This is a genomic window from Pseudomonas sp. URIL14HWK12:I5 (assembly GCF_900176445.1).
GTDB classification, from domain to species: domain Bacteria; phylum Pseudomonadota; class Gammaproteobacteria; order Pseudomonadales; family Pseudomonadaceae; genus Aquipseudomonas; species Aquipseudomonas monteilii.
The window spans coordinates 439,839-459,912 of record NZ_FWXQ01000004.1; the positions used below are offsets into that span (position 1 = coordinate 439,839).

At 60.3% G+C, this 20,074-nt stretch carries 18 protein-coding genes; 12 read left to right on the forward strand and 6 right to left on the reverse strand.

Annotated features, from left to right (window positions below; genetic code table 11):
* Position 1: 1 nt before the first annotated feature.
* The 12 genes from B9A31_RS12535 to B9A31_RS12590 all read left to right on the forward strand — a co-directional run bounded on the left by B9A31_RS12535 (position 2) and on the right by B9A31_RS12590 (position 12,360).
* Positions 2–1,390: a nucleotide-binding domain-containing protein gene (locus tag B9A31_RS12535; RefSeq protein ID WP_143512048.1), complete on the forward strand. Its 1,389-nt coding sequence runs from the start codon at positions 2–4 to the stop codon at positions 1,388–1,390.
* A 361-nt stretch (positions 1,391–1,751) separates the two neighbouring features.
* Positions 1,752–2,288, forward strand: a complete 537-nt coding sequence (locus B9A31_RS12540; protein ID WP_084297032.1) for a BRO-N domain-containing protein — start codon at positions 1,752–1,754, stop codon at positions 2,286–2,288.
* 340 nt (positions 2,289–2,628) lie between these two features.
* Complete coding sequence (locus B9A31_RS12545) at positions 2,629–2,892, forward strand: hypothetical protein (RefSeq protein WP_084297033.1); 264 nt, start codon at positions 2,629–2,631, stop codon at positions 2,890–2,892.
* Positions 2,879–3,613, forward strand: a complete 735-nt coding sequence (locus tag B9A31_RS12550) for a zeta toxin family protein (protein WP_084297034.1) — start codon at positions 2,879–2,881, stop codon at positions 3,611–3,613. The genes B9A31_RS12545 and B9A31_RS12550 overlap by 14 nt, the downstream gene beginning before the upstream one ends.
* Positions 3,614–4,458: 845 nt before the next feature.
* On the forward strand, positions 4,459–5,697 hold the full coding sequence (locus B9A31_RS12555; protein ID WP_019098123.1) for an OprD family porin: 1,239 nt from the start codon (positions 4,459–4,461) through the stop codon (positions 5,695–5,697).
* Between the two features lie 163 nt (positions 5,698–5,860).
* The gene (locus tag B9A31_RS12560; protein WP_019098124.1) at positions 5,861–6,667 is read left to right on the forward strand and encodes an NAD-dependent epimerase/dehydratase family protein; all 807 of its coding nucleotides are present in this window, start codon (positions 5,861–5,863) and stop codon (positions 6,665–6,667) included.
* 26 nt (positions 6,668–6,693) lie between these two features.
* On the forward strand, positions 6,694–7,575 hold the full coding sequence (locus B9A31_RS12565; protein ID WP_019098125.1) for a glucurono-1,5-lactonase: 882 nt from the start codon (positions 6,694–6,696) through the stop codon (positions 7,573–7,575).
* Between the two features lie 65 nt (positions 7,576–7,640).
* Complete coding sequence (locus B9A31_RS12570) at positions 7,641–8,612, forward strand: TRAP transporter substrate-binding protein (RefSeq protein ID WP_019098126.1); 972 nt, start codon at positions 7,641–7,643, stop codon at positions 8,610–8,612.
* A 66-nt stretch (positions 8,613–8,678) separates the two neighbouring features.
* A complete protein-coding gene (locus B9A31_RS12575) occupies positions 8,679–9,206 on the forward strand; it encodes a TRAP transporter small permease (RefSeq protein ID WP_019098127.1) in 528 nt (175 codons plus the stop codon).
* Positions 9,207–10,487 (forward strand): TRAP transporter large permease, encoded by a 1,281-nt coding sequence (locus tag B9A31_RS12580; RefSeq protein ID WP_016712039.1) that lies wholly within the window; start codon positions 9,207–9,209, stop codon positions 10,485–10,487.
* Between the two features lie 55 nt (positions 10,488–10,542).
* Positions 10,543–11,466, forward strand: a complete 924-nt coding sequence (locus B9A31_RS12585) for an EamA family transporter (RefSeq protein ID WP_019098128.1) — start codon at positions 10,543–10,545, stop codon at positions 11,464–11,466.
* Positions 11,467–11,490: 24 nt separating this feature from the next.
* The gene (locus B9A31_RS12590; protein WP_027615353.1) at positions 11,491–12,360 is read left to right on the forward strand and encodes an aldose 1-epimerase; all 870 of its coding nucleotides are present in this window, start codon (positions 11,491–11,493) and stop codon (positions 12,358–12,360) included.
* A 49-nt stretch (positions 12,361–12,409) separates the two neighbouring features.
* Here the strand turns inward: B9A31_RS12590 and B9A31_RS12595 are convergent, their stop codons facing one another.
* The 6 genes from B9A31_RS12595 to B9A31_RS12620 all read right to left on the reverse strand — a co-directional run.
* Positions 12,410–13,705 (reverse strand): MFS transporter, encoded by a 1,296-nt coding sequence (locus B9A31_RS12595; RefSeq protein ID WP_084297035.1) that lies wholly within the window; start codon positions 13,703–13,705, stop codon positions 12,410–12,412.
* A 157-nt stretch (positions 13,706–13,862) separates the two neighbouring features.
* Positions 13,863–14,759 (reverse strand): LysR family transcriptional regulator, encoded by an 897-nt coding sequence (locus B9A31_RS12600; protein ID WP_084297036.1) that lies wholly within the window; start codon positions 14,757–14,759, stop codon positions 13,863–13,865.
* 84 nt (positions 14,760–14,843) lie between these two features.
* A complete protein-coding gene (locus tag B9A31_RS12605; RefSeq protein ID WP_084297037.1) occupies positions 14,844–16,880 on the reverse strand; it encodes a pyridoxamine 5'-phosphate oxidase family protein in 2,037 nt (678 codons plus the stop codon).
* A gap of 27 nt (positions 16,881–16,907) precedes the next feature.
* Complete coding sequence (locus B9A31_RS12610; RefSeq protein ID WP_019098133.1) at positions 16,908–17,537, reverse strand: glutathione S-transferase family protein; 630 nt, start codon at positions 17,535–17,537, stop codon at positions 16,908–16,910.
* Between the two features lie 303 nt (positions 17,538–17,840).
* Positions 17,841–18,392, reverse strand: coding sequence for a UPF0149 family protein (locus B9A31_RS12615; RefSeq protein ID WP_016712047.1), 552 nt, complete (start codon positions 18,390–18,392; stop codon positions 17,841–17,843).
* 152 nt (positions 18,393–18,544) lie between these two features.
* On the reverse strand, positions 18,545–20,074 hold a 1,530-nt coding region (locus B9A31_RS12620), incomplete at its 5' end, for an acetolactate synthase large subunit (protein ID WP_033694640.1).

The following is a 20,074-nucleotide window of genomic DNA, read 5'->3' on the forward strand; positions in this document are numbered from 1 at the left end:
CATGAAAAAAAGTATCTCTCGCGACACATTTTCTCGAATGCTAAACAGCGAGCGAAAGAAAACCATAGCAAAATCCATATATGCAGCCGAGAGTTTCTCTGGTCGAGCATTCGATAGCGGCATTGCCACTGCCACAAATTCTTCATCTCCCGCCGAACTTAACCACCAAAATATCCAAACTGATATCCGCCTAGCATTTGGCAAACCTGGAACCAATAACGGAACCATTGGTACGCACCCAGACTTTGCCGAGCTTGCCGACACGGAAAATCAAGAAAACCACTTTATATGCTCGCTTTTCTTGGACATAAAAAACTCAACACGCCTTACTTTCATTTATGAGCTTCATGAAGTTGTCGCCATCAAAAACACCATTTTGAAAGCCGCAGCTGATACTGTCCGAGCCATGGATGGGCACGTTCACAGGTTTATGGGGGACGCAATGCTTGCGTTCTTTGGTGGTAAAAAACAGTCCATAGAAGATAGCATTGTTAATGCTATAAACTGCACCTCAGTTCTTGAGGCGCTAATGACGGGCACAATAATCCCGGTGCTCGAGCAAACATACTATCAAGATCCGAAAGCAGATTATTTGGGTTTCCGCATTGGCTTAGACTTCGGTTCAACTGAAAAGGTCCTATGGTCATCATACGGACTGCGCGGCGTATCCGAGGTAACGCCAACTTCATTTTACGTGGATGTAGCCTCAAAACTGCAAAGCATTGCAGGAAAGAACAAAGCAATGTTGGGCGATAGCATTTTGAGCGAAATTGATTTCCCTGCTGACTACAGGAAAGTTAGATCTCGCACGCAGACAAACGCCAAAGGTGAACGCGAGATTATTGACACCCCAACCCTCCCTCGAACCTACACCGACAGAGAGGGCAAGCAGCATACATATAAAGTTTGGGAACTATCCCACGAAAAGTATAGAGACATCCTGCCTTTCGACCCAGAGCTTAAGGAGTCCTTCACAAGCTCCAATTGTTTAAGCTGTAACGGCATAACCTACAAGTGCTATAGATCTATAGGTGAGCACTTAATTGAATACCCATCGGTATCATCAACACTTGAAAAGAAAGAGAGCCTGAGGTTCAAGATAACACTGGGCCGGGATGTATATCAAACGCAAAAATTCCCACTTGAGCTTCAACTCATTAAGACCAACCATGGGAAAGAAGCTCAGCTCTTTAAAAGCATGGGAAGATACCTCTATCCAAAGAAGACGATTTTTCGAGATACAAATTCACAGTCGCCCTTCTTCACTGGTGACAGCCATGTACACCATGACTCAACTGCTTACAGAGGGTTACACACAATGGAAGCAGTCATAAAAGATGCTGATGGGGAAATCATATTCAGAGATTACATCGGCGTCTATATAAAATAGATTTTCAGACAACTCCTACAAATATTAATCTTGACCATCCTTCCACCAAAGCTTAGATTTGTGATGGCGCCTAAGAAACGCCTCACGTAGCGGTCAATCCGCCCCGACAGATGCGGCATTTTTTTGCCTGTGGTTTAATCCTGCGCGCAGAAAACGTGTTATGTCGGGAGCGGACTAATACAAGACCCGAAAGGGGAATACGTCCGGTCCGCTACGTGGGATTTCTTAGCTCCCGACACCCAGCCCTAAGAAAGCTGAAATCACGTAGAGGTAACGGAAATGCCTACCAAATCAAACAATCCTAGGCGCTTCGCACATGCGTCTCGCCTGCTCAGTTCTCAGAGGATTAAGGAGGCCAGCCATGACTGACCTTCAAACACCCACCCTCTTCACCCGCCACAACCGCCCTCTCCACACCCTCTGGCTCGAATCCCAAGCCTGGTTCTGCGCCCACGAACTCGGCCGGCTGAGCGGTCACTTCTTCGACGAACACTGCATGCGCAAGCTCGACCCGGACCAGTACCGCACTGTGCGGCTGGTGCGCTATGGCAAGTACCAAGAGACCACCATGGTCAGTGAGTCCGGGGCGTATACCTTGTTGGCGCATCACCATGTGCCGGAGAACCGCCATTTGCGCTGGTGGCTGACGCATGAGGTGGTGGCGGTGCTGCGTGATGCTCAGGCTGATGGCGTGGACGATGCGCCGCGGCTGGGGCAGATGTGCTGGCCTGGTGGGCGAAGCGTGACGCTGTTGTATTGGCAGAGCGAGCCTTGGATGAGGATGCGGGATATGCCGGTGGTGCTGGCCGGGGAAGTTGAGCTGCCGGGGCCGGTGGAGAAGCGCAAATTGAGTTGGCGGGAGTGCGCGCAGCGGGCGCTGCGGATGCATGGGGTTTAGCGTGCGATTTTTGCCTGTTCTGGCCCTTTCGCGGGTGAACCCGCTCCCACACCGAACTCGGATGCCTGGACTGATTCCGTTAGCCTAAACAGCGTTTGCGTGCTCTGCTAATACGCGGTTCCGGCTATTGCAGAACCAGTGGAAGCGGGATCAGTCTACTGCCGGTCAGTGGGCCAATTGGGGCCGTTTTGCGGCCCTTCTTGGGCAAGTCGTGCTGCTTTTGTAGGATTTTGATTCAACACTGCCCGCAAAAACCACACTCGCGGCCTTCTGGTTACCTGCCAAGGCTATTACACTGATGAGCAATCAATCTACGCGTGTGATCAAACCAGGAAAAGCTATGGCAACCTTGCGCGAAAACCAGCTTAGCGACAAGGCTATCGAGAATCTGGAGAACCAGATCCCAGAGATGGCTGCAGCTGCTACACGCCTTGCGTATTTCCGGGCTGTTGCAGCGGGGCATACGGTTGTCACCGTCGATAACAACCACATCATCGCAACCCACGCTGACGGGCATGTTGAAGTGCTTGCAGAAACCAAGCCGGGGCTGAAGGTGAAAACCGGACAGCGCTTCACCGTGCGCAAGCTCAGTGGGCGCGCCTAAGCTTCGCGTTTTTGCCGGCCCTAATGGGTCTGGCAAAAGCACCATCAAGGACCAGATTCCGGCTCGGCTGGTCAACCTTTACGTCAATGCTGATGAACTGGAAAAGTCTGCCAAAACGACAGGGTTTATCGACCTGAGTGATTATGGCCTTGAGCTCACCGAGCAGGCATTACGGATGTATCTCACACAGCATCCATTGATCATAAGGGCAGGCCTGCAGGAGAGCACAGGCCAGCTAACACTCTCAGGCCAAAAAATCGACCTCCGAGGCGTGGATATAAATTCCTACCACGCTGCAGTCATTGCAGACCTCATCCGTCATCAATTGCTCGAACGCGGAATCAGCTTCACGTTCGAGACAGTAATGTCTTCTTCGGAGAAGGTTCGATTCATGGAAATGGCCCAGCAGATGGGCTACCGAACCTACCTGTATTTCGTTGCCACCGACTCACCGCAGATCAATATTCTTCGGGTAGCAAACCGGGTCGATGATGGCGGGCATGACGTCCCGATAGACAAAATTATCCAGCGCTATGCTCGTACACTCTCATTACTTCCCGAGGCCATTTCCGCAGCAAATCGGGCTTATATTTTCGATAACTCCGGAGATGAGTCTGTATTTCTTGCAGAGATTACTGATGGCACCACGCTGGAGTTTCATCAGGACGACATGCCAGATTGGTTCATCAACGCCTACCTGAGCCGGGTTTGGGAATCTTGATGAACTGGCTGAAGGAAAGAGGCGCGCTACGGCGCAGGTCCTGCGTTCTTGCATGAACTGCGAGGGCCAGGGAGCGCTCGAACTTATCCAGCAGTCGCTGCGCAAATGAGGAGGCCCCGCCCACGCCGACAAGGGGGTACGGCACAACGAGGTGCCGGGACTGGACATGCCAGTCTACGTGGTCGAGGGCGAGGCCAGATCTGAAGATAGCGCAGGGTCGTGGCAGGGTCCATGGGCAATTGGTTTGGAGTTGTAAACCATGTCTCCGGTTTGCGTTGTAAACGATGTGTTCGGTTTTCAGGTGCATACCTGTGGGAGCTGACTACGCGGTGGATGGCACCGGCTTTGCCGGTGTTCGCGGGACAAGCCCGCTCCCACAGAGATCGCGCCAGCCTTCACGTTTTGTATAAGACATTGTCACCACAGGAGATCGCCCCCGCTGCTGGAGCGGTGTAAGGGGCTACCTCAGTCGTAATATGTCTATAGAGCGCTCACGGTAGCGCTTCCGCAGCCATTTTTGTGCTGTATCTGCCCATGATTGCTCAGCCATTATGCATTGACAGCCCATCTCCCCCTTGCTAATAATCGCCCACAGTTGTACGACAACACATAACAAAAACAACAATCAGTGGACGAACTCATGTCGACACCCGATCCGCTACACCCACGTCTGTTGCACCCCCCTATTCCCCAGACCTGCCTGCGTACAACCGCCAGTACGTAGCACCCGGTTACCGCGCATTCACCCCCGGCCCTGACCGGCCCGTTAACGACCCGCCCCTGCCGCAGGCCGCTTGTGCGTGCCCGGTGGATGGGCTGCCACACCCTTCGGGAGCACAACAATAATGAAAATCTGCCAAACCCTGCCCTTCGCCCTACTTGGCGCCGGGGTCATCGCCGGCCTGCCGGGCACCAGCCTGGCTGCGGGTTTTGTCGAAGACAGCAAGGCCACCCTCGGGCTGCGCAACTTCTACATCAACCGTAACTTCACCAACCCCAGCAACCCGCAAAGCAAGGCCGAGGAATGGACACAAAGCTTCATTCTCGATGCCCGGTCGGGGTTCACCGAAGGGCCAGTCGGGTTCGGGGTGGATGTGCTGGGGCTATGGTCGGTCAAGCTCGACGGCGGCGGCGGCACCTATGGCACGGCGTTGCTACCGCGCCACGACGATGGCAAGCCGGCGGATGACTACGGACGTTTGGCAGTCGCCGGCAAGGCGCGTATCTCCAAGACCGAACTGAAGATTGGCGAGTGGATGCCGGTGCTGCCGATTCTGCGTTCGGACGACGGGCGCTCGCTGCCACAGACATTCCGTGGCGGGCAAATCACCTCCAACGAGATTGCCGGGCTGACCCTGTATGGCGGCCAGTTCCGCGGCAACAGCCCGCGCAACGACGCCAGCATGGAAGACATGAGCTACGGCGGTGGCGTGTCGGACCGCTTCAACTTCGTCGGTGGCGAATACAAGTTCAACCAGGACCGTACGCTGGTGGGGCTGTGGAATGCGGTGCTGAAGGATGTGTACCAGCAGCAGTACCTGCAACTGAGCCACAGCCAGCCGGTGGGCGACTGGACCCTGGGCGCCAACCTGGGCTACTTCCATGGCGATGAGGATGGCTCCGAACGTGCCGGCCAGCTGGACAACAAGACCTATTCGGGGATGTTCTCGGCCAAGTACGGCGGCAACACCTTCTGGGTGGGTCTGCAGAAAGTCGATGGTGATACCTGGATGCGGGTCAATGGCACCAGCGGCGGGACCTTGGCCAACGACAGCTACAACTCCAGTTTTGACAATGCCAACGAGCGCTCGTGGCAGGTGAGGCATGACTTCAACTTCGTCACGGTCGGGGTGCCAGGGTTGACCTTGATGAACCGGTATATCAGCGGGCGTGATGTGCATACCGGGTCGGTTACCGATGGCAAGGAGTGGGTGCGCGAGACGGAGCTGGCGTATGTGATTCAGAGCGGGGCGTTCAAGGATTTAAGTGTGAAGTGGCGTAACTCGTCGATTCGGCGGGATTACAGCAATAACGAGTTTGATGAGAACCGGTTGATCTTCAACTATCCGCTATCGCTGCTCTGATCAAGACCTGCGGCTGGATGGCACGGGCTTCGTCCGTGTTCGCGGGTTGACCGCGAAGAGGCCGGCAAAAGAGACGCAGGCCTCATTGACAACACCCGAACCCACCGCCAATAATCACCGAAGTCATACGACAACCTACAACAATCAACAACAAGAGCCGGCCATGACCCCTACTCCCCTCAATCGCCTGCTGCTCACCGGAGCCGCAGGCGGCCTGGGCAAGGTTCTTCGCGAACGCCTGCAAGGCTACGCCGAGGTCCTGCGCCTTTCCGACATCAGCCCCATGGCACCTGCTGCAGGCCCGCATGAAGAAGTGATCACCTGCGACCTGGCCGACAAGGCGGCGGTACATGCCCTGGTCGAAGGCGTTGACGCCATCATCCATTTCGGCGGCGTGTCCACCGAGCATTCCTTCGAAGACATCCTCGGCCCCAACATCTGCGGCGTATTCCATGTCTATGAGGCGGCACGCAAGCATGGGGTGAAGCGCATCATCTTCGCCAGCTCCAACCACACCATCGGTTTCTATCGCCAGGATGAGCGCATCGACGCCCACGCCCCGCGCCGCCCCGACAGCTACTACGGGCTGTCCAAGTGCTACGGCGAAGATGTGGCCAGTTTCTACTTCGACCGCTACGGCATCGAGACCGTCAGCATCCGTATTGGCTCGTCGTTCCCGCAACCCCAAAACCCACGCATGCTCTGCACCTGGCTGAGCTATGACGACCTGCTGCAACTGATCGAGCGTGGGCTGTCCACGCCCGACGTTGGCCACACCATCGTCTACGGCGTCTCCGACAACCGCACCGTGTGGTGGGACAACCGCCATGCCGAGCACCTGGGCTATGTGCCCAAGGACAGCTCCGAAGCCTTCCGCGCCGCCGTCGAAGCCCAGCCGGCGCCCGCCGCCGATGACCCGAGCATGGTCTACCAGGGCGGCGCCTTCGCCGTGGCCGGCCCGTTCAACTGACCCCACGCACGCCAGGAGGCACGGCCATGAACTGCGAACTGATCGTCGACGCCCGCAACGGCACTGGCGAAAGCCCCGTGTGGCACGCCGCTGAACAGGCCCTGTACTGGGTCGACATTCCCGCCCGCCAACTGCACCGCTGGCACGCGGCCGATGGCAAGCACCAGGTCTGGCAGGGCGACGAGATGCTGGCCTGCATCGCCCGCAGCAGCCAAGGCTGGGTTGCCGGCATGGAAAGCGGCATCTTCCAGCTTCAGGCCAAGGCCGACGGCAGCCTGGACAGCCGGCTGCTCAGCAGCGTGGCACATGCCCAGGCAGGCATGCGTTTCAACGATGGCCGCTGTGATCGCCAGGGCCGCTTCTGGGCCGGCACCATGCTGCTGGACATGCAGCAAGGTGCCCACGTGGGCGCGCTGTACCGGCATGACGGCGAAGGCCATCTGCACCTGCAGCAGGACGGCATGATCGTCCCCAACGGCCTGGCTTTCAGCCCCGACGGCGCACGCATGTACCTCTCCGACTCGCACCCCAACGTGCAGAAAGTCTGGGCCTTCGACTACGACACCGACAGCGGCACGCCGCGCAACAAGCGGCTGTTCGTCGACATGCGCGGCTACCCCGGCCGCCCCGACGGCGCGGCTATCGACCAGGACGGCTGCTACTGGGTTTGCGGCAACGATGCTGGGCAGATCCACCGTTTCACCCCCGATGGCCGCCTGGATCGCTCACTCAACGTACCGGTGAAAAAGCCGGCGATGTGCGCCTTCGGCGGCGCCAACCTGGACATCCTGTACGTCACCTCGATCCGCCCTGCAGGCATCGACCTCAGTGACCAGCCGCTGGCTGGCGGGGTGTTTGCCCTAAACCCTGGCACCAAAGGCCTGGAGGAGCCTGCCTACCGGGGCTGAAGGCCCCTTGCCGTACCCACACTTGCACGCCCGAAACCAGATAATAAAAACCACGGAGTTTCATCATGACGTTCAAACGCAAGCTGCTTCTTGCCGTACTCCCCTTCGCCTTCAGCGTGGCCATGCCCGCCTCGGCACTGGACATCAAGTTCGCCGAAATCCACCCGGCCGGCTATCCCACCGTGGTGGCCGAGCAGAACATGGGCAAAAAACTTGAAGCAGCCAGCAATGGCGATATCACCTTCAAGATGTTCGCCGGCGGCGTGCTGGGCTCGGAAAAGGAAGTGATCGAACAGGCGCAGATCGGTGCCGTACAGATGACCCGCGTCAGCCTGGGGATCGTTGGCCCGGTGGTGCCGGATGTAAACGTGTTCAACATGCCGTTCGTGTTCCGCGACCATGAGCACATGCGCAAGATCATCGACGGAGACATCGGCCAGGAGATCCTCGACAAGATCACCAACTCCGACTTCAACCTGGTGGCCCTGGCCTGGATGGATGGCGGCTCGCGCAGCATCTACACCAAGAAGCCCGTACGCAGCCTTGAAGACCTCAAGGGCATGAAGATTCGCGTTCAGGGCAACCCGCTGTTCATCGACATGATGAACGCCATGGGTGGCAACGGCATCGCCATGGACACCGGGGAAATCTTCAGCGCCCTGCAAACCGGCGTGATCGATGGCGCAGAGAACAACCCGCCGACCCTGCTCGAACACAACCACTATCAGAACGCCAAGTACTACACCCTGACCGGCCACCTGATCCTGCCGGAGCCGGTGGTGATGTCCAAGACCACCTGGAACAAGCTCACCCCCGAGCAGCAGGCGCTGGTGAAGAAGGTCGCGCGTGAGGCGCAGATGGAAGAGCGCGCGCTGTGGGACGCCAAGTCCGCCGCCAGTGAAGAGAAGCTCAAGGCCGCCGGTGTCGAGTTCATCACCGTCGACAAGAAGCCGTTCTATGACGCCACCGCCTCGGTGCGTGAAAAATACGGCGCGCAGTACGCTGACCTGATGAAGCGCATCGACGCCGTCCAGTAACAGCGGCCCCTTTCTGAACGACCTCGGCAGCGCGGCGCCCGTCGCCCTGCCGCTTTGGTGATGCCCATGAAAAACCTTGTCCTGCGTGTGAACGACACGCTGTACCGCAGTTGCATCTGGGTCGCCGGCCTGTCGATCCTGGCGATGTCGCTGATCATCCCCTGGGGCATTTTTGCCCGCTACGTGCTCGGTACTGGCGCCAGCTGGCCGGAGCCGGTGGCCATCCTGCTGATGGTGGTATTCACCTTCGTCGGTGCCGCCGCCAGCTACCGCGCCGGGGCGCACATGGCGGTGGCGATGATTACCGATCGCCTGCCACCGCTGCAGCGCCAGCTGGTCGCGCTGCTGGTGCAGGTGTTGATGATTCTGGTGTGCGTATTCATGACCTACTACGGCACCAAGTTGTGCATCACCACCTGGAACCAGTTTCTGGCGTCGCTGCCGGGTGTGCGGGTGGGTATGACTTATGCGCCGATCCCGGTGGGCGGCGTACTGACCTTGGTCTTCGTGCTGGAAAAACTTCTGCTTGGCGACCAGAGCCATCGAAAGGTGGTGCGTTTCGACCACGCAGAAGAAAGCGAAGGAGTGGCGTAAATGGATGCGTTCATTCTGTTGGGCAGTTTCGTTGCGCTCATCCTGCTGGGCATGCCGGTGGCCTATGCACTGGGCCTGTCGGCGTTGATCGGTGCCTGGTGGATCGACATCCCGCTGCAGGCGATGATGATCCAGGTGGCCAGTGGGGTTAACAAGTTCTCGCTACTGGCCATTCCGTTCTTCGTGCTGGCCGGTGCGATCATGGCCGAAGGCGGTATGTCACGCCGGCTGGTGGCCTTTGCCGGGGTGCTGGTGGGCTTCGTGCGTGGCGGGCTGTCGCTGGTCAACATCATGGCTTCGACCTTCTTCGGCGCGATTTCGGGCTCGTCGGTGGCCGACACGGCCTCGGTGGGCTCGGTGCTGATCCCGGAGATGGAGCGCAAGGGCTACCCGCGCGAGTTCTCCACCGCCGTGACCGTCAGCGGCTCGGTGCAGGCGCTACTGACCCCACCCAGCCACAACTCGGTCCTGTACTCGCTGGCCGCTGGCGGCTCGGTGTCGATCGCCTCGCTGTTCATGGCCGGGGTGATGCCGGGGCTGCTGCTTAGCGCGGTCATGATGGGCCTGTGCCTGCTGTTCGCGAAAAAGCGCAACTACCCCAAGGGCGAAGTGATCCCGCTGCGCCAGGCGCTGAAAATTGCCGGTGAGGCGCTGTGGGGCCTGATGGCCATGGTGATCATCCTGGGCGGCATCCTGTCGGGCGTTTTCACCGCGACCGAATCGGCAGCCGTGGCGGTGGTGTGGTCGTTCTTCGTGACCATGTTCATCTACCGCGACTACAAGTGGCGCGACCTGCCCAAGCTGATGCACCGCACGGTTCGCACCATCTCCATCGTGATGATCCTGATCGGCTTTGCCGCCAGCTTCGGCTACGTGATGACGCTGATGCAGATCCCGTCGAAGATCACCACGGCGTTCCTGACTCTGTCGGACAACCGCTACGTGATCCTGATGTGCATCAACTTCATGTTGCTGCTGCTGGGCACGGTGATGGACATGGCGCCGCTGATCCTGATCCTCACACCGATCCTGCTGCCGGTCATCACCGGTATCGGCGTGGACCCGGTGCACTTCGGCATGATCATGCTGGTGAACTTAGGGATAGGCTTGATCACCCCGCCGGTGGGGGCGGTGCTGTTCGTGGGTTCGGCCATCGGCAAGGTGAGCATCGAGTCGACGGTGAAGGCGCTGCTGCCATTCTACCTGGCGCTGTTCCTGGTGCTGATGGCGGTGACCTACATTCCAGCCATTTCCCTGTGGCTGCCTAGCGTGGTGCTTTAACTGAACCCGGGGCCGCCGTGCGGCCCCGGGTTCTCTCTGCGAATGGACCCTGCACATGGCTGTTCCCTCCTCTGCTGCCCCCTTGTTCCCACGCAAACTGGCCATCGCGTTGCTGGCCCTGCTGGCCTGTTCATTCGCCGGCAACCACATCGCCGCTCGCATCGCCTTCGATGACGGCACTGGCGTGCTGCTGGCGATTCTCTGTCGCTCAGGCATCACCTTGCTGGTACTCGCCTGCCTGTTGCTGTGGCAACGCCAGGCGATAGGCCTGCCTGCGGGCACCCGGCACTGGCAGTTGCTGCTAGGCCTGCTGATCGCCACCCAGAGCCTGTGCCTGTACTCGGCAGTGGCGCGCATCCCGGTGGCCCTGGCGCTGCTGGTGGGTAACACCTTCCCGATGTTGCTGGCATTGCTTACCTGGGCGCTGGGTGGCGCGCGACCTAGCGGCCGCACGGTGCTGTTCATGGGCCTGATTCTGTGCGGTCTGGTACTGGCGCTGGATGTGCCGGCTCGCCTGGCCGACAGAGGCGCGGCCAACCCGCACTGGGCGCTGGGCGTCAGCCTGGCCTTTGGTGCCGCCTGTGCGTTTGCCTGCGCGTTGTGGATCACCGACCACAAACTGGCTGCCGTACGCGGGCCAGTGCGCAGCCTGCTGACCTTGCTGATCGTGTTTTCCAGCATGCTGGTTGCAGGCGCAAGCGGTGTGATGCCGTCGGGCTTGTCACTGCCCGGCAGCAGCGGTGGCTGGGTCGCCTTGGGCAGCCTGGTGGTGCTGTACGGCCTGGCCTTCACCTTGCTGTTTGTGTGTGTGCCAAGGCTGAACATGGCGCAGAACGCACCGGTGATGAATGTCGAACCCATCGCGACACTGCTGCTGGGCTGGGCGTTGCTCGATCAGCACCTGAGTACCCCGCAACTGATCGGCGCCGCCGTGGTGGTGTGCGGCATCGTGCTGCTGACCTACCGTCGGGCTCATTGATTGTTCATTTGAAAGGAGCCTTGAATGGCTGTAACCGAGCTGCACCTGCAAGACAACCTGACCCGCCTGAGCCTGGCCCCCGAACTGGGCGCCAGCCTGGTCAACTGGGAAGTGAAGGCAACCGGGCAGCCCTTGCTACGCCATTCCGACGCGGCCGCGCTGGCCACCGGTACCCCACGACGACTGGCCTGTTACCCGCTGGCGCCGTGGTCCAATCGCATTGCCGAGGGTGGCTTTTCCAGGCCCGAGGGCTGGCAGGCACTGGTGCCCAATACCACGCACGACGCTTACCCGATTCATGGCAGTGCCTGGCAACAACCCTGGCAGGTGGAGCACCACAGCGAGCGGCGCGTACGCCTGACGCTGCACAGTAAAGTGCCGTTCGCCTACCAGGCTACGTTGGATGTGCATTTGCACGAGGGGTGCCTGAACCTGGACCTGCATGTCACGCATCTGGATGAGCAGGCTAACTGGTATGGGTTGGGTTTGCATCCCTACTTCCCGCGGTATCCCGATACCAAGCTGTATGCAGCCGCGCGCAAGGTTTGGTTGGCCGAGGAGGGGCGACTGCCTTCGTATGAGGCCGAGATACCAGAGCAGTGGAGTTTTGAACGCATGGGAGGCTTGCCTGACACGGTCGTGGACCACGCCTTCAATGGCTGGCCGGGGGACTGCGTGATTGAACAGCCCGGTGCCGGATATCGCTTGGCATGCAGTGCCAGTGGGGCTGAGCATTTCTTGCTGTTTTGTCCGCAGGGACAAGGTTTTTTCTGCTTTGAGCCGGTTACTCACCCGGTCAATGCGCATCACCTGCCGGGGCGTCCGGGGCTGAGGTTGTTGCAGCGTGGGGAGGCTATGAGCCTGGGGTTCAGGATGCAATATCAAACGCTGTAATCGTGTCGCCTGGAATTGGGGCTGCAAAGCAGCCCCAAAATCTCAAGCCCTACGCAACTGCCTCAACGGGTGTCGCCATCGGCTTTTCAGCCGAGGTACCCCGTACCTCGCGCGCCACCTTCCACACCAACATCGCCGCCACAATATCGAACGCGGCCAGCACCACGAACAACGGGCTGTAGCCAATCTGTGTGACCAGCACGCCGAACACCAAAGTAAACGCCGCCGCACCCAGATACCCGCACATGCCGCCCATACCGGTCGCCGTGGCCACCTGGTCCTTGCTGAACGAGTCGGAAGTGATCGCGTACAGCGCACCCGACAGCGTCTGGTGGGCAAACCCGCCAATGCACAGCAACAGGATCGCCGTGTACGGGCTTTCCACCAGGCCAATGCAGGCCGGGCCGATCATGCAGCTGGCGCCGAACACCAGCACCATCTTGCGCGAGGTGAACAGCGACACCTTGAAGTAACGGTGGAACAGCGGGCTGAGATACCCGCCCAGCACACAGCCGATGTCCGCCGCCAGGAACGGCAGCCAGGCGAACATCGCCACTTCCTTGATGTCCATGTGCCGCTCGGTCATCAGGTACAGCGGAATCCAGGCATTGAAGGTTTGCCAGGCAGGCTCCGACAGGATCCGCGCCGACGCGATGGCGTAGAAGTTGCGGGCCTTGAAGATACGCTTCCACGCGCCCTTCTCGCGGGTGTCCTGCTTGAAGTGCGCTTCCTGCCCGGCCAGGATGTAGTCGCGCTCCTCGTCACTCAGGCGTTTCTGGTCGCGCGGGTGCTTGTACAGCAGCATCCACAACAGGGTCCAGACAATGCCCGAAACGCCAACGATCACGAACGCCAGCTGCCAGCCACTGTGCAGGATCGCCCACACCACCAGCGGCGGCGCCAGCAAGGCGCCGAGCGACGAGCCGATGTTGAACCAGCCAATCGCCACCGATCGCTCCTTGGCCGGGAACCACTCGGTGGTGGCCTTGACCCCGGCCGGCAAGCCGGCGGCTTCGGTCATGCCCAGCAACCCACGCATGAACGCCATGCTTTGCCAGCCGGTGGCCAGGGCCGCGCCGGCACAGGCCAGCGACCAAGCCATGGCGAACACGGCAAAGCCCAGCTTGGTGCCGATGAAGTCGATGAACCAGCCGGCAATCGGCTGCATGAGGGCGTAGCACACCTGCCAGGCAGCGACGATCTTGGCGTATTGCTCGGTACTGATGGAGAGGTCGGTCATCAAGGTGGGGGCAACCACCGAGAGGGTGTTGCGGGCGAGGTAGTTGACGACGAGCCCAGCCGTGACAAGGCTGACCATCCACCAACGGATGCCTTTCATCTTCATGGTTCACCTGAATTTCTTGTTTTTAGAGTGACGAACGTTTGGCGCAAGCGCCGGCAGGGCTATTTGCGACAAATTGTTTCAGGCGAAAGAGTGCCACGTCATAGGTCATCGTACAACAAATATTATTTCAAGCTATTTTTACCTGCGTTGTACGATCTCAATCGAGTTGCTGTGCTCGCAGTGTCTGCGCCAGCATGTCGATGAAGGCCCTGACCTTGGCCGAGCCATACTTGCTCTCCCGGTGCAGCACATGAATTGGCCAGGGCGCCTCTTCGTACTCGGCCAGAATCACCTGCAGTTGTCCGTTGTCCAGTTCATCGGCCACTTGGTACGACAACAACCGGGCAATACCCAGCCCGCCACTGGCAGCCGCGATGGCCCCATCGTTGCTGGTGACCGTCAGCCTCGGCTTCATGCGTACCATGGTCGGCTCTTCTGTCACCCCAAAGCGCCAGCCGGCACGGGGCGACAGGTTGGTGGTGCCGATTACCGCATGCCCGGCCAGCTCCGAGGGATGTTTCGGCACGCCATGTCGCGCCAGGTAATCGGGGGATGCGCACAACATGCGCCGCACCCTGCCGACCCGCAACGCCTTCAACCCCGAGTCGGGCAACGGGCCGATGCGCACCGCAACGTCCATGCCCTCCTCGACCATGTTCACCACGCGGTCCAGGAAGTAGGCAGACACATCGACTTCAGGGTACTGCTGCAGGTAGCGGACGATGCACGGCATGACGAACTTCTTGCCGAACAGGATCGGCGCGGTAACCGCCAGGTCGCCCTTGGGGGTGGCGTTGATGCCCGCAGCGGCGGCGTTGGCCTCGTTGATGCTGGCGAGGATATGCCGGGTGTCTTCCAGGTAGCGGCCTCCCGCTTCGGTCAGGCGTACGCTGCGGGTAGTGCGCTGCAGCAGTTTTACCCCAAGCTGGTCTTCCAGGGCGCAGACGGCGCGGGTGACGGCGGCCGGGGAAATATCCAGGCGCCGGGCAGCAGCGGCGAAGCTTTCCAGCTCACCTACGGCGACGAACACCTTCATCAGGTGGATCTGGTCCATGCGGGCTCCTGAGGACATGAGGTGCCGGGATTATTATTCATCTGGGCATTTTGTGCTGCCCGCGAAGAGGGCGGGACTGGTTTGTCAGATGTCCAGCACCAACGCCTGTAACCTCTCCTCCACCTGCGCCGGCACCGCACAACAGATCAACACAGACCCCGCCTCCGGCAGCTCTGCCGGTGGATTCGGATAATGCACCTGGCCACTCACAAGCTTGGTCTTGCAGGTACCACACGAGCCACCCCGACAACTGAACTCCGGCGTCAGCCCGCGCGCCTCGGCCAGCTCCAGCAAGGTACCGCTACCGGGTGCCCAGCGCGCTTCCTTGGCTGACGCCGCAAAGTACACCGGTACTGGCTCGCTGGCGGCGGGCGGCTGTTGCAAGGTAGGCTGGTCGGCGTCCGTGTGCCGCCGCAACGTCGACGGCCCAAAGGCTTCTGCGTGAATCCGCGCATCCGGCACATGCACGCCCCGCAGCCCTTCATACAGGTCCTGGGTAAAGCTGCCTGGCCCACACAGGTAGAAATCGTAGTCATCCAGCGCCAGCGTGGCCTTGACCTGCTCGATGCCCAGACGCCCGGCAAACTCGTAATCTCGTCCAAGCAGCGCATGTTCTTCCGGCTGGCTCAGGGCGCGATGGACGTGCAGCAGGCCTCCCGCCTGTTGCCGCAAGCTCGCCAGCTCCTGCCCGAACGGCAGGTCGGTCAGGCTACGCGCGCCATGGAACAAGTGGATATGCCGCGTCTGAGCCTTGCTCAACTGCTCGCGCAGCATGGCCAGTAATGGCGTGATACCCACCCCCGCGCCAATCAGCACCAGCGGCCGCGTGCTCTGCACGTCCAGCGTGAAACTGCCCATGGGTGGACGCACGTTAAGCACATCGCCTGGCGCGATGCGCTCATGCAAATGCCGGGAAACCGGGCCCTGGGCTTTGACGCTAATGCGCAAATAGCCGTCGGAAGGTGCACTGGACAAGCTGTAGGTGCGGATCAGCGGCGTTTCACCGTCGCGCTGTACCTGCACCGGAACATGTTGCCCGGGTGCAAACACTACAGCGCCATCGCTGGGCGGCTGAAGGTAGAACGAACGGATATCGCGGCTCTCCTGCTCCACTCGCAGCACGCGCCAGGCTTGCCATTGGCGCTGTTGCTGACGTTGCTGCAAACGCGCATCGGCCTCGGCCCAAATGCCGGTCATCAGGCTGGTCGGTGCGTACTCCTTGAAGGCCCAGCGCAGGGAAACCGCAGCCGGCCGCCACACCACCTGCTCGACCTCCAGCGTCCACAGCCGCTCTGCACCTTCGAAAGCCTGGATGGCCGGGCTTTCCAGCAGCACCTCGGCACGGCCACACACCTGCAATACGTTGCCGTTGCTGAAGTCGATGAACAGCAAACCTGCCCTCGGGTTAACCAACAAGTTGCCCAAGGTGTTGAAGTGCAGGTTACCGGCGTAGTCGGGAATGGTCAGCGTGTTGCCTTCGACCTTGACGAACCCTGGCCGACCGCCACGGTGGGAAACATCCACCGAGCGCTGGCCGCCTTCATGCTCGACATAGCTGGCGACGAAGAATGTGTCAGCAGACTGGATCATGCTGACGGTCGTGGCATTCAGTGTTGTGGCATCGACGCGCCCTTGGGCCGGTTCGGTGACGCGGGTGTAGTCGCGCAGCTGGATGTACTGCGGGCAGTTGCCGAACGACTGGTCCACCGTCACCTGCAATTGCCCTGCAGCAGCCTGGCGGATCTGCCCGTTGAGGCGGTTGCGCCGGCGGGTGTGCAGTTCGATGCCCAGCAGGCCGATTGCCTGCCCGGCGACCAGCCCCGGGGTGGCTGGGTCATCTGCCGGTACCCTGGTGTCAATCGTCAATTGGCGTGGGTCGGGCGAGCTGACGAAACCTTCCGGCCCTTCCAGCAGCGTCGCCCAGGGCCGCCCCTGAGCGTCAACGCTGGCCGCCACCATGAACGGCAACTGGTGATAGAACGTGCGGTGCTGGTCGGGCATGTAGTCACGAATGACCTTTTGCCCGAACGCCTCCATGCGCTCTGCTACACCGACCTTTTCCTGCAGGGTTTTCTCGCCCGCATGCCAGGGCGAGGGGCGTTGGTCCGGCGTCTGTTGCATGGCGGCGTTCCTCCCGAGGACGGGGTGTCAGGCGCTGGTCTGCAGCCCGATCACGGTACGTGGCATGGGCACGAAGCCCGGCAGTGACTCGATCCGTGCCAGCCAGCTACGCACATTGGCATAGGGCTCCAGCGACACATTGCCTTCCGGTGCGTGAGCGATGTACGAGTAGTTGGCGATGTCGGCGATAGTGGCTGTGTTGCCAGCCAGGAAGGGCGACTTGGCCAGCTCGGCATCGATCACCTTGAGCAGGGTGTGGGCGCGAGTGATCACTTCGTCGGTGTTGAACGAAGCACCGAACACGGTCACCAGGCGGGCGGCGGCGGGGCCGAAGGCCAGCGGGCCTGCAGCGACCGACAGCCAGCGTTGAACGCGGGCGGCAGCGGCTGGCTCTTCGGGCAGCCAGGTGCCGTTGTCATATTTTTTGGCGAGGTAGACGAGGATGGCATTGGAGTCTGCGATCACCGTGCCGTTGTCATCGATGACCGGTACCTGGCCGAACGGGTTAAGGGCCAGGAAGTCCGGTTGCTTGTGCGCCCCTTTGGCCAGGTCGACGAACACCAGCTCGGTAGGCAGGTTGAGCAGAGACAGCATCAGTTCAATGCGATGGGCGTGGCCAGACTTCGGGAAGTTGTAAAGCTTGATCGGGTTCGACATGGGCTTGGCTCCTGGTCAGCACCGGAGTGGGCTGATGGAGCACATGCTGCACCTGATCGGCGCAGAGCAGAATCCGTGTGATGAGGAAACCATAATTTCGCTGCGCGAAATAATTCGCCAGATCGGTCATGCCAAGCACCAATTGCCGCGCCAGCGCGACGCCGCATCCCCGAGCGCTTGGCTGCCACACTGTCGGCGTTCGAGATCCGCCCCAAGCACCTCTGAGCCAACTGTGTGCTGGATCTGCTGGTCTCTTCGCGGGTTACCTGCGAAGAGGCCAGCAGCCTTATTGCATACTCCGAATCAGTGCAGCTTGTTGAAATACCGGTACAGCCCCCGCGCGGCCTCGACCACCTGTGGCACGCACGCCTGGATATCGGCTTCGCTCATCTGGTCCAACAACTCGAAGTTGTCCTCCAGCCCATGCAGCGAAATAGCCTTGAGCAGTTGATCCTGCTCCGGCGGCAACGCCTCCCAACCGGCAACCTGGGTACCGCGCATGTAACCGAAGCACCACTCTTCCATGACGATCACATTGCCTTGCTCACCTTCGTTTTCTTCGAATAGCGGCTCGAAGTGGTCGACGTCATCACCCAGCTCTTCTGCCACCTGGTTGGCATAGCGCAGCATCAACGCGGTGTACGCTTCTTCGTGCGCAGGCTTCTTGAACTTCGGTACCTTGCCACCGGCTACCGCAGGCAGCCATTGCTCGGGGTAGACGGTGACCGGCGAGCTGGCGAGCGCGGTGAAAAAACCATTGAGTTCGGCCAGGTTCAGCACCGAGTAGTCGTTGCCGTAAGTGATCAGCAGGTCTTCGAGGCGGGCGAGTTCTTTTTCGCTGAGAGCGGGGAGCATGGGCGTACATCCTGAGAAGCAAAAGTGTGTGCACCCTAGCACAGCAACGCTTGAAGGGTTGCCCGTGCGTGCCACAGCACGGGCAGATTTTTCAGGAGGGCAGCCAACCCGGCAACTCATGCTGCCGGTCGGTGCCAGCTTGAAGCTACGCCTTACACCGCCAACGCGCGCTCACGTAGCTCGCTGTTAAGGATGCGGTCGTTTTCGCTGTAATCGACCGGGCAGTCGATCACATGTACGCCTGGGGTCTTGATGCAGTGCTCCAGCAGCGGCAGCAGGCCTTCGGCGCTTTCCACGCGGTGGCCGTTGGCACCGTAGGCTTCGGCGTATTTGACGAAGTCCGGGTTGCCGTAGTCCAGGCCGAAATCGGTGAAGCCCATGTTGGCCTGCTTCCAGCGGATCATGCCGTAGCCGTCGTCACGCAGGATCACCACGGTGATGTGCATGCCCAGACGGACTGCAGTTTCCAGCTCCTGGCTGTTCATCATGAAGCCGCCGTCGCCACATACCGAAATCACCGGGCGGTCCGGGTGCACCAGGTGCGCCGCCATGGCCGATGGCAAGCCGGCGCCCATGGTCGCCAGGGCGTTGTCCAGCAGCACGGTGTTTGGCTTGTGCGCCTTGTAGTTACGGGCAAACCAGATCTTGTAGATGCCGTTGTCCAGGGCAACGATGCCTTCGGACGGCAACACGCGACGGATGTCGGCAACCAGGCGCTGCGGGTAGACCGGGAAGCGGTCGTCGTCGGCGCCTTCGGCGATTTGCGCTTCGTTGGCTTCACGGATGGCCATCAGGCGAGTGAAGTCCCAGTGCGAGGTCTCGGTGAGGGCTTCGCTGATCTGCCACACGGCGTTGGCGATATCGCCGATCACTTCGACCTGCGGGAAGTACACAGCATCGACTTCGGCGGAGCGGAAGTTGATGTGGATGACTTCGGTGCCACCACGGACCATGAAGAATGGCGGCTTCTCGATCACGTCGTGGCCGATGTTGACGATCAGGTCGGCGGCTTCGACGGCGCGGTGCACGAAGTCACCGGACGACAGGGCGGCGTTGCCCAGGAAGCGCGGGTGGCGCTCGTCGACCACACCTTTACCCAGTTGAGTGGTGATGAACGGGATGCCAGTCTTGTCGATCAGTTGCTTGAGGACCTTGGCGGTCATCTTGCGGTTGGCGCCGGCACCGATCACCAGGATCGGGTTACGGGCGTTATGCAGTTTCTGCACGGCGGCTTCGATGGCCACATGCTCGGCCAGCGGGCGGCGGTGCAGGCTGCGCGGGATCGGCAGTGCATCGGTCTGCTCGGCGGCGATGTCTTCCGGCAGCTCCAGGTGTACCGCACCCGGCTTTTCTTCTTCGGCCAGGCGGAAGGCTTCGCGCATGCGCGACGGGATGTTGTCGGCCGAGGCGAACTGGTGGGTGTACTTGGTGATGGGGTCCATCATGCCGCACACGTCGATGATCTGGAAGCGGCCCTGCTTGGACTTCTTGATCGGCTTCTGGCCGGTGATCATCATCATCGGCATGCCGCCCAGGTAGGCGTAGGCGCTGGCAGTAACCAGGTTGGTGGCGCCAGGGCCGAGGGTCGACAGGCTGACGCCGGTCTTGCCGGTCAGACGGCCATAGGTGGCGGCCATAAAGCCTGCAGACTGCTCGTGACGGGTCAGTACCAGCTTGATCTT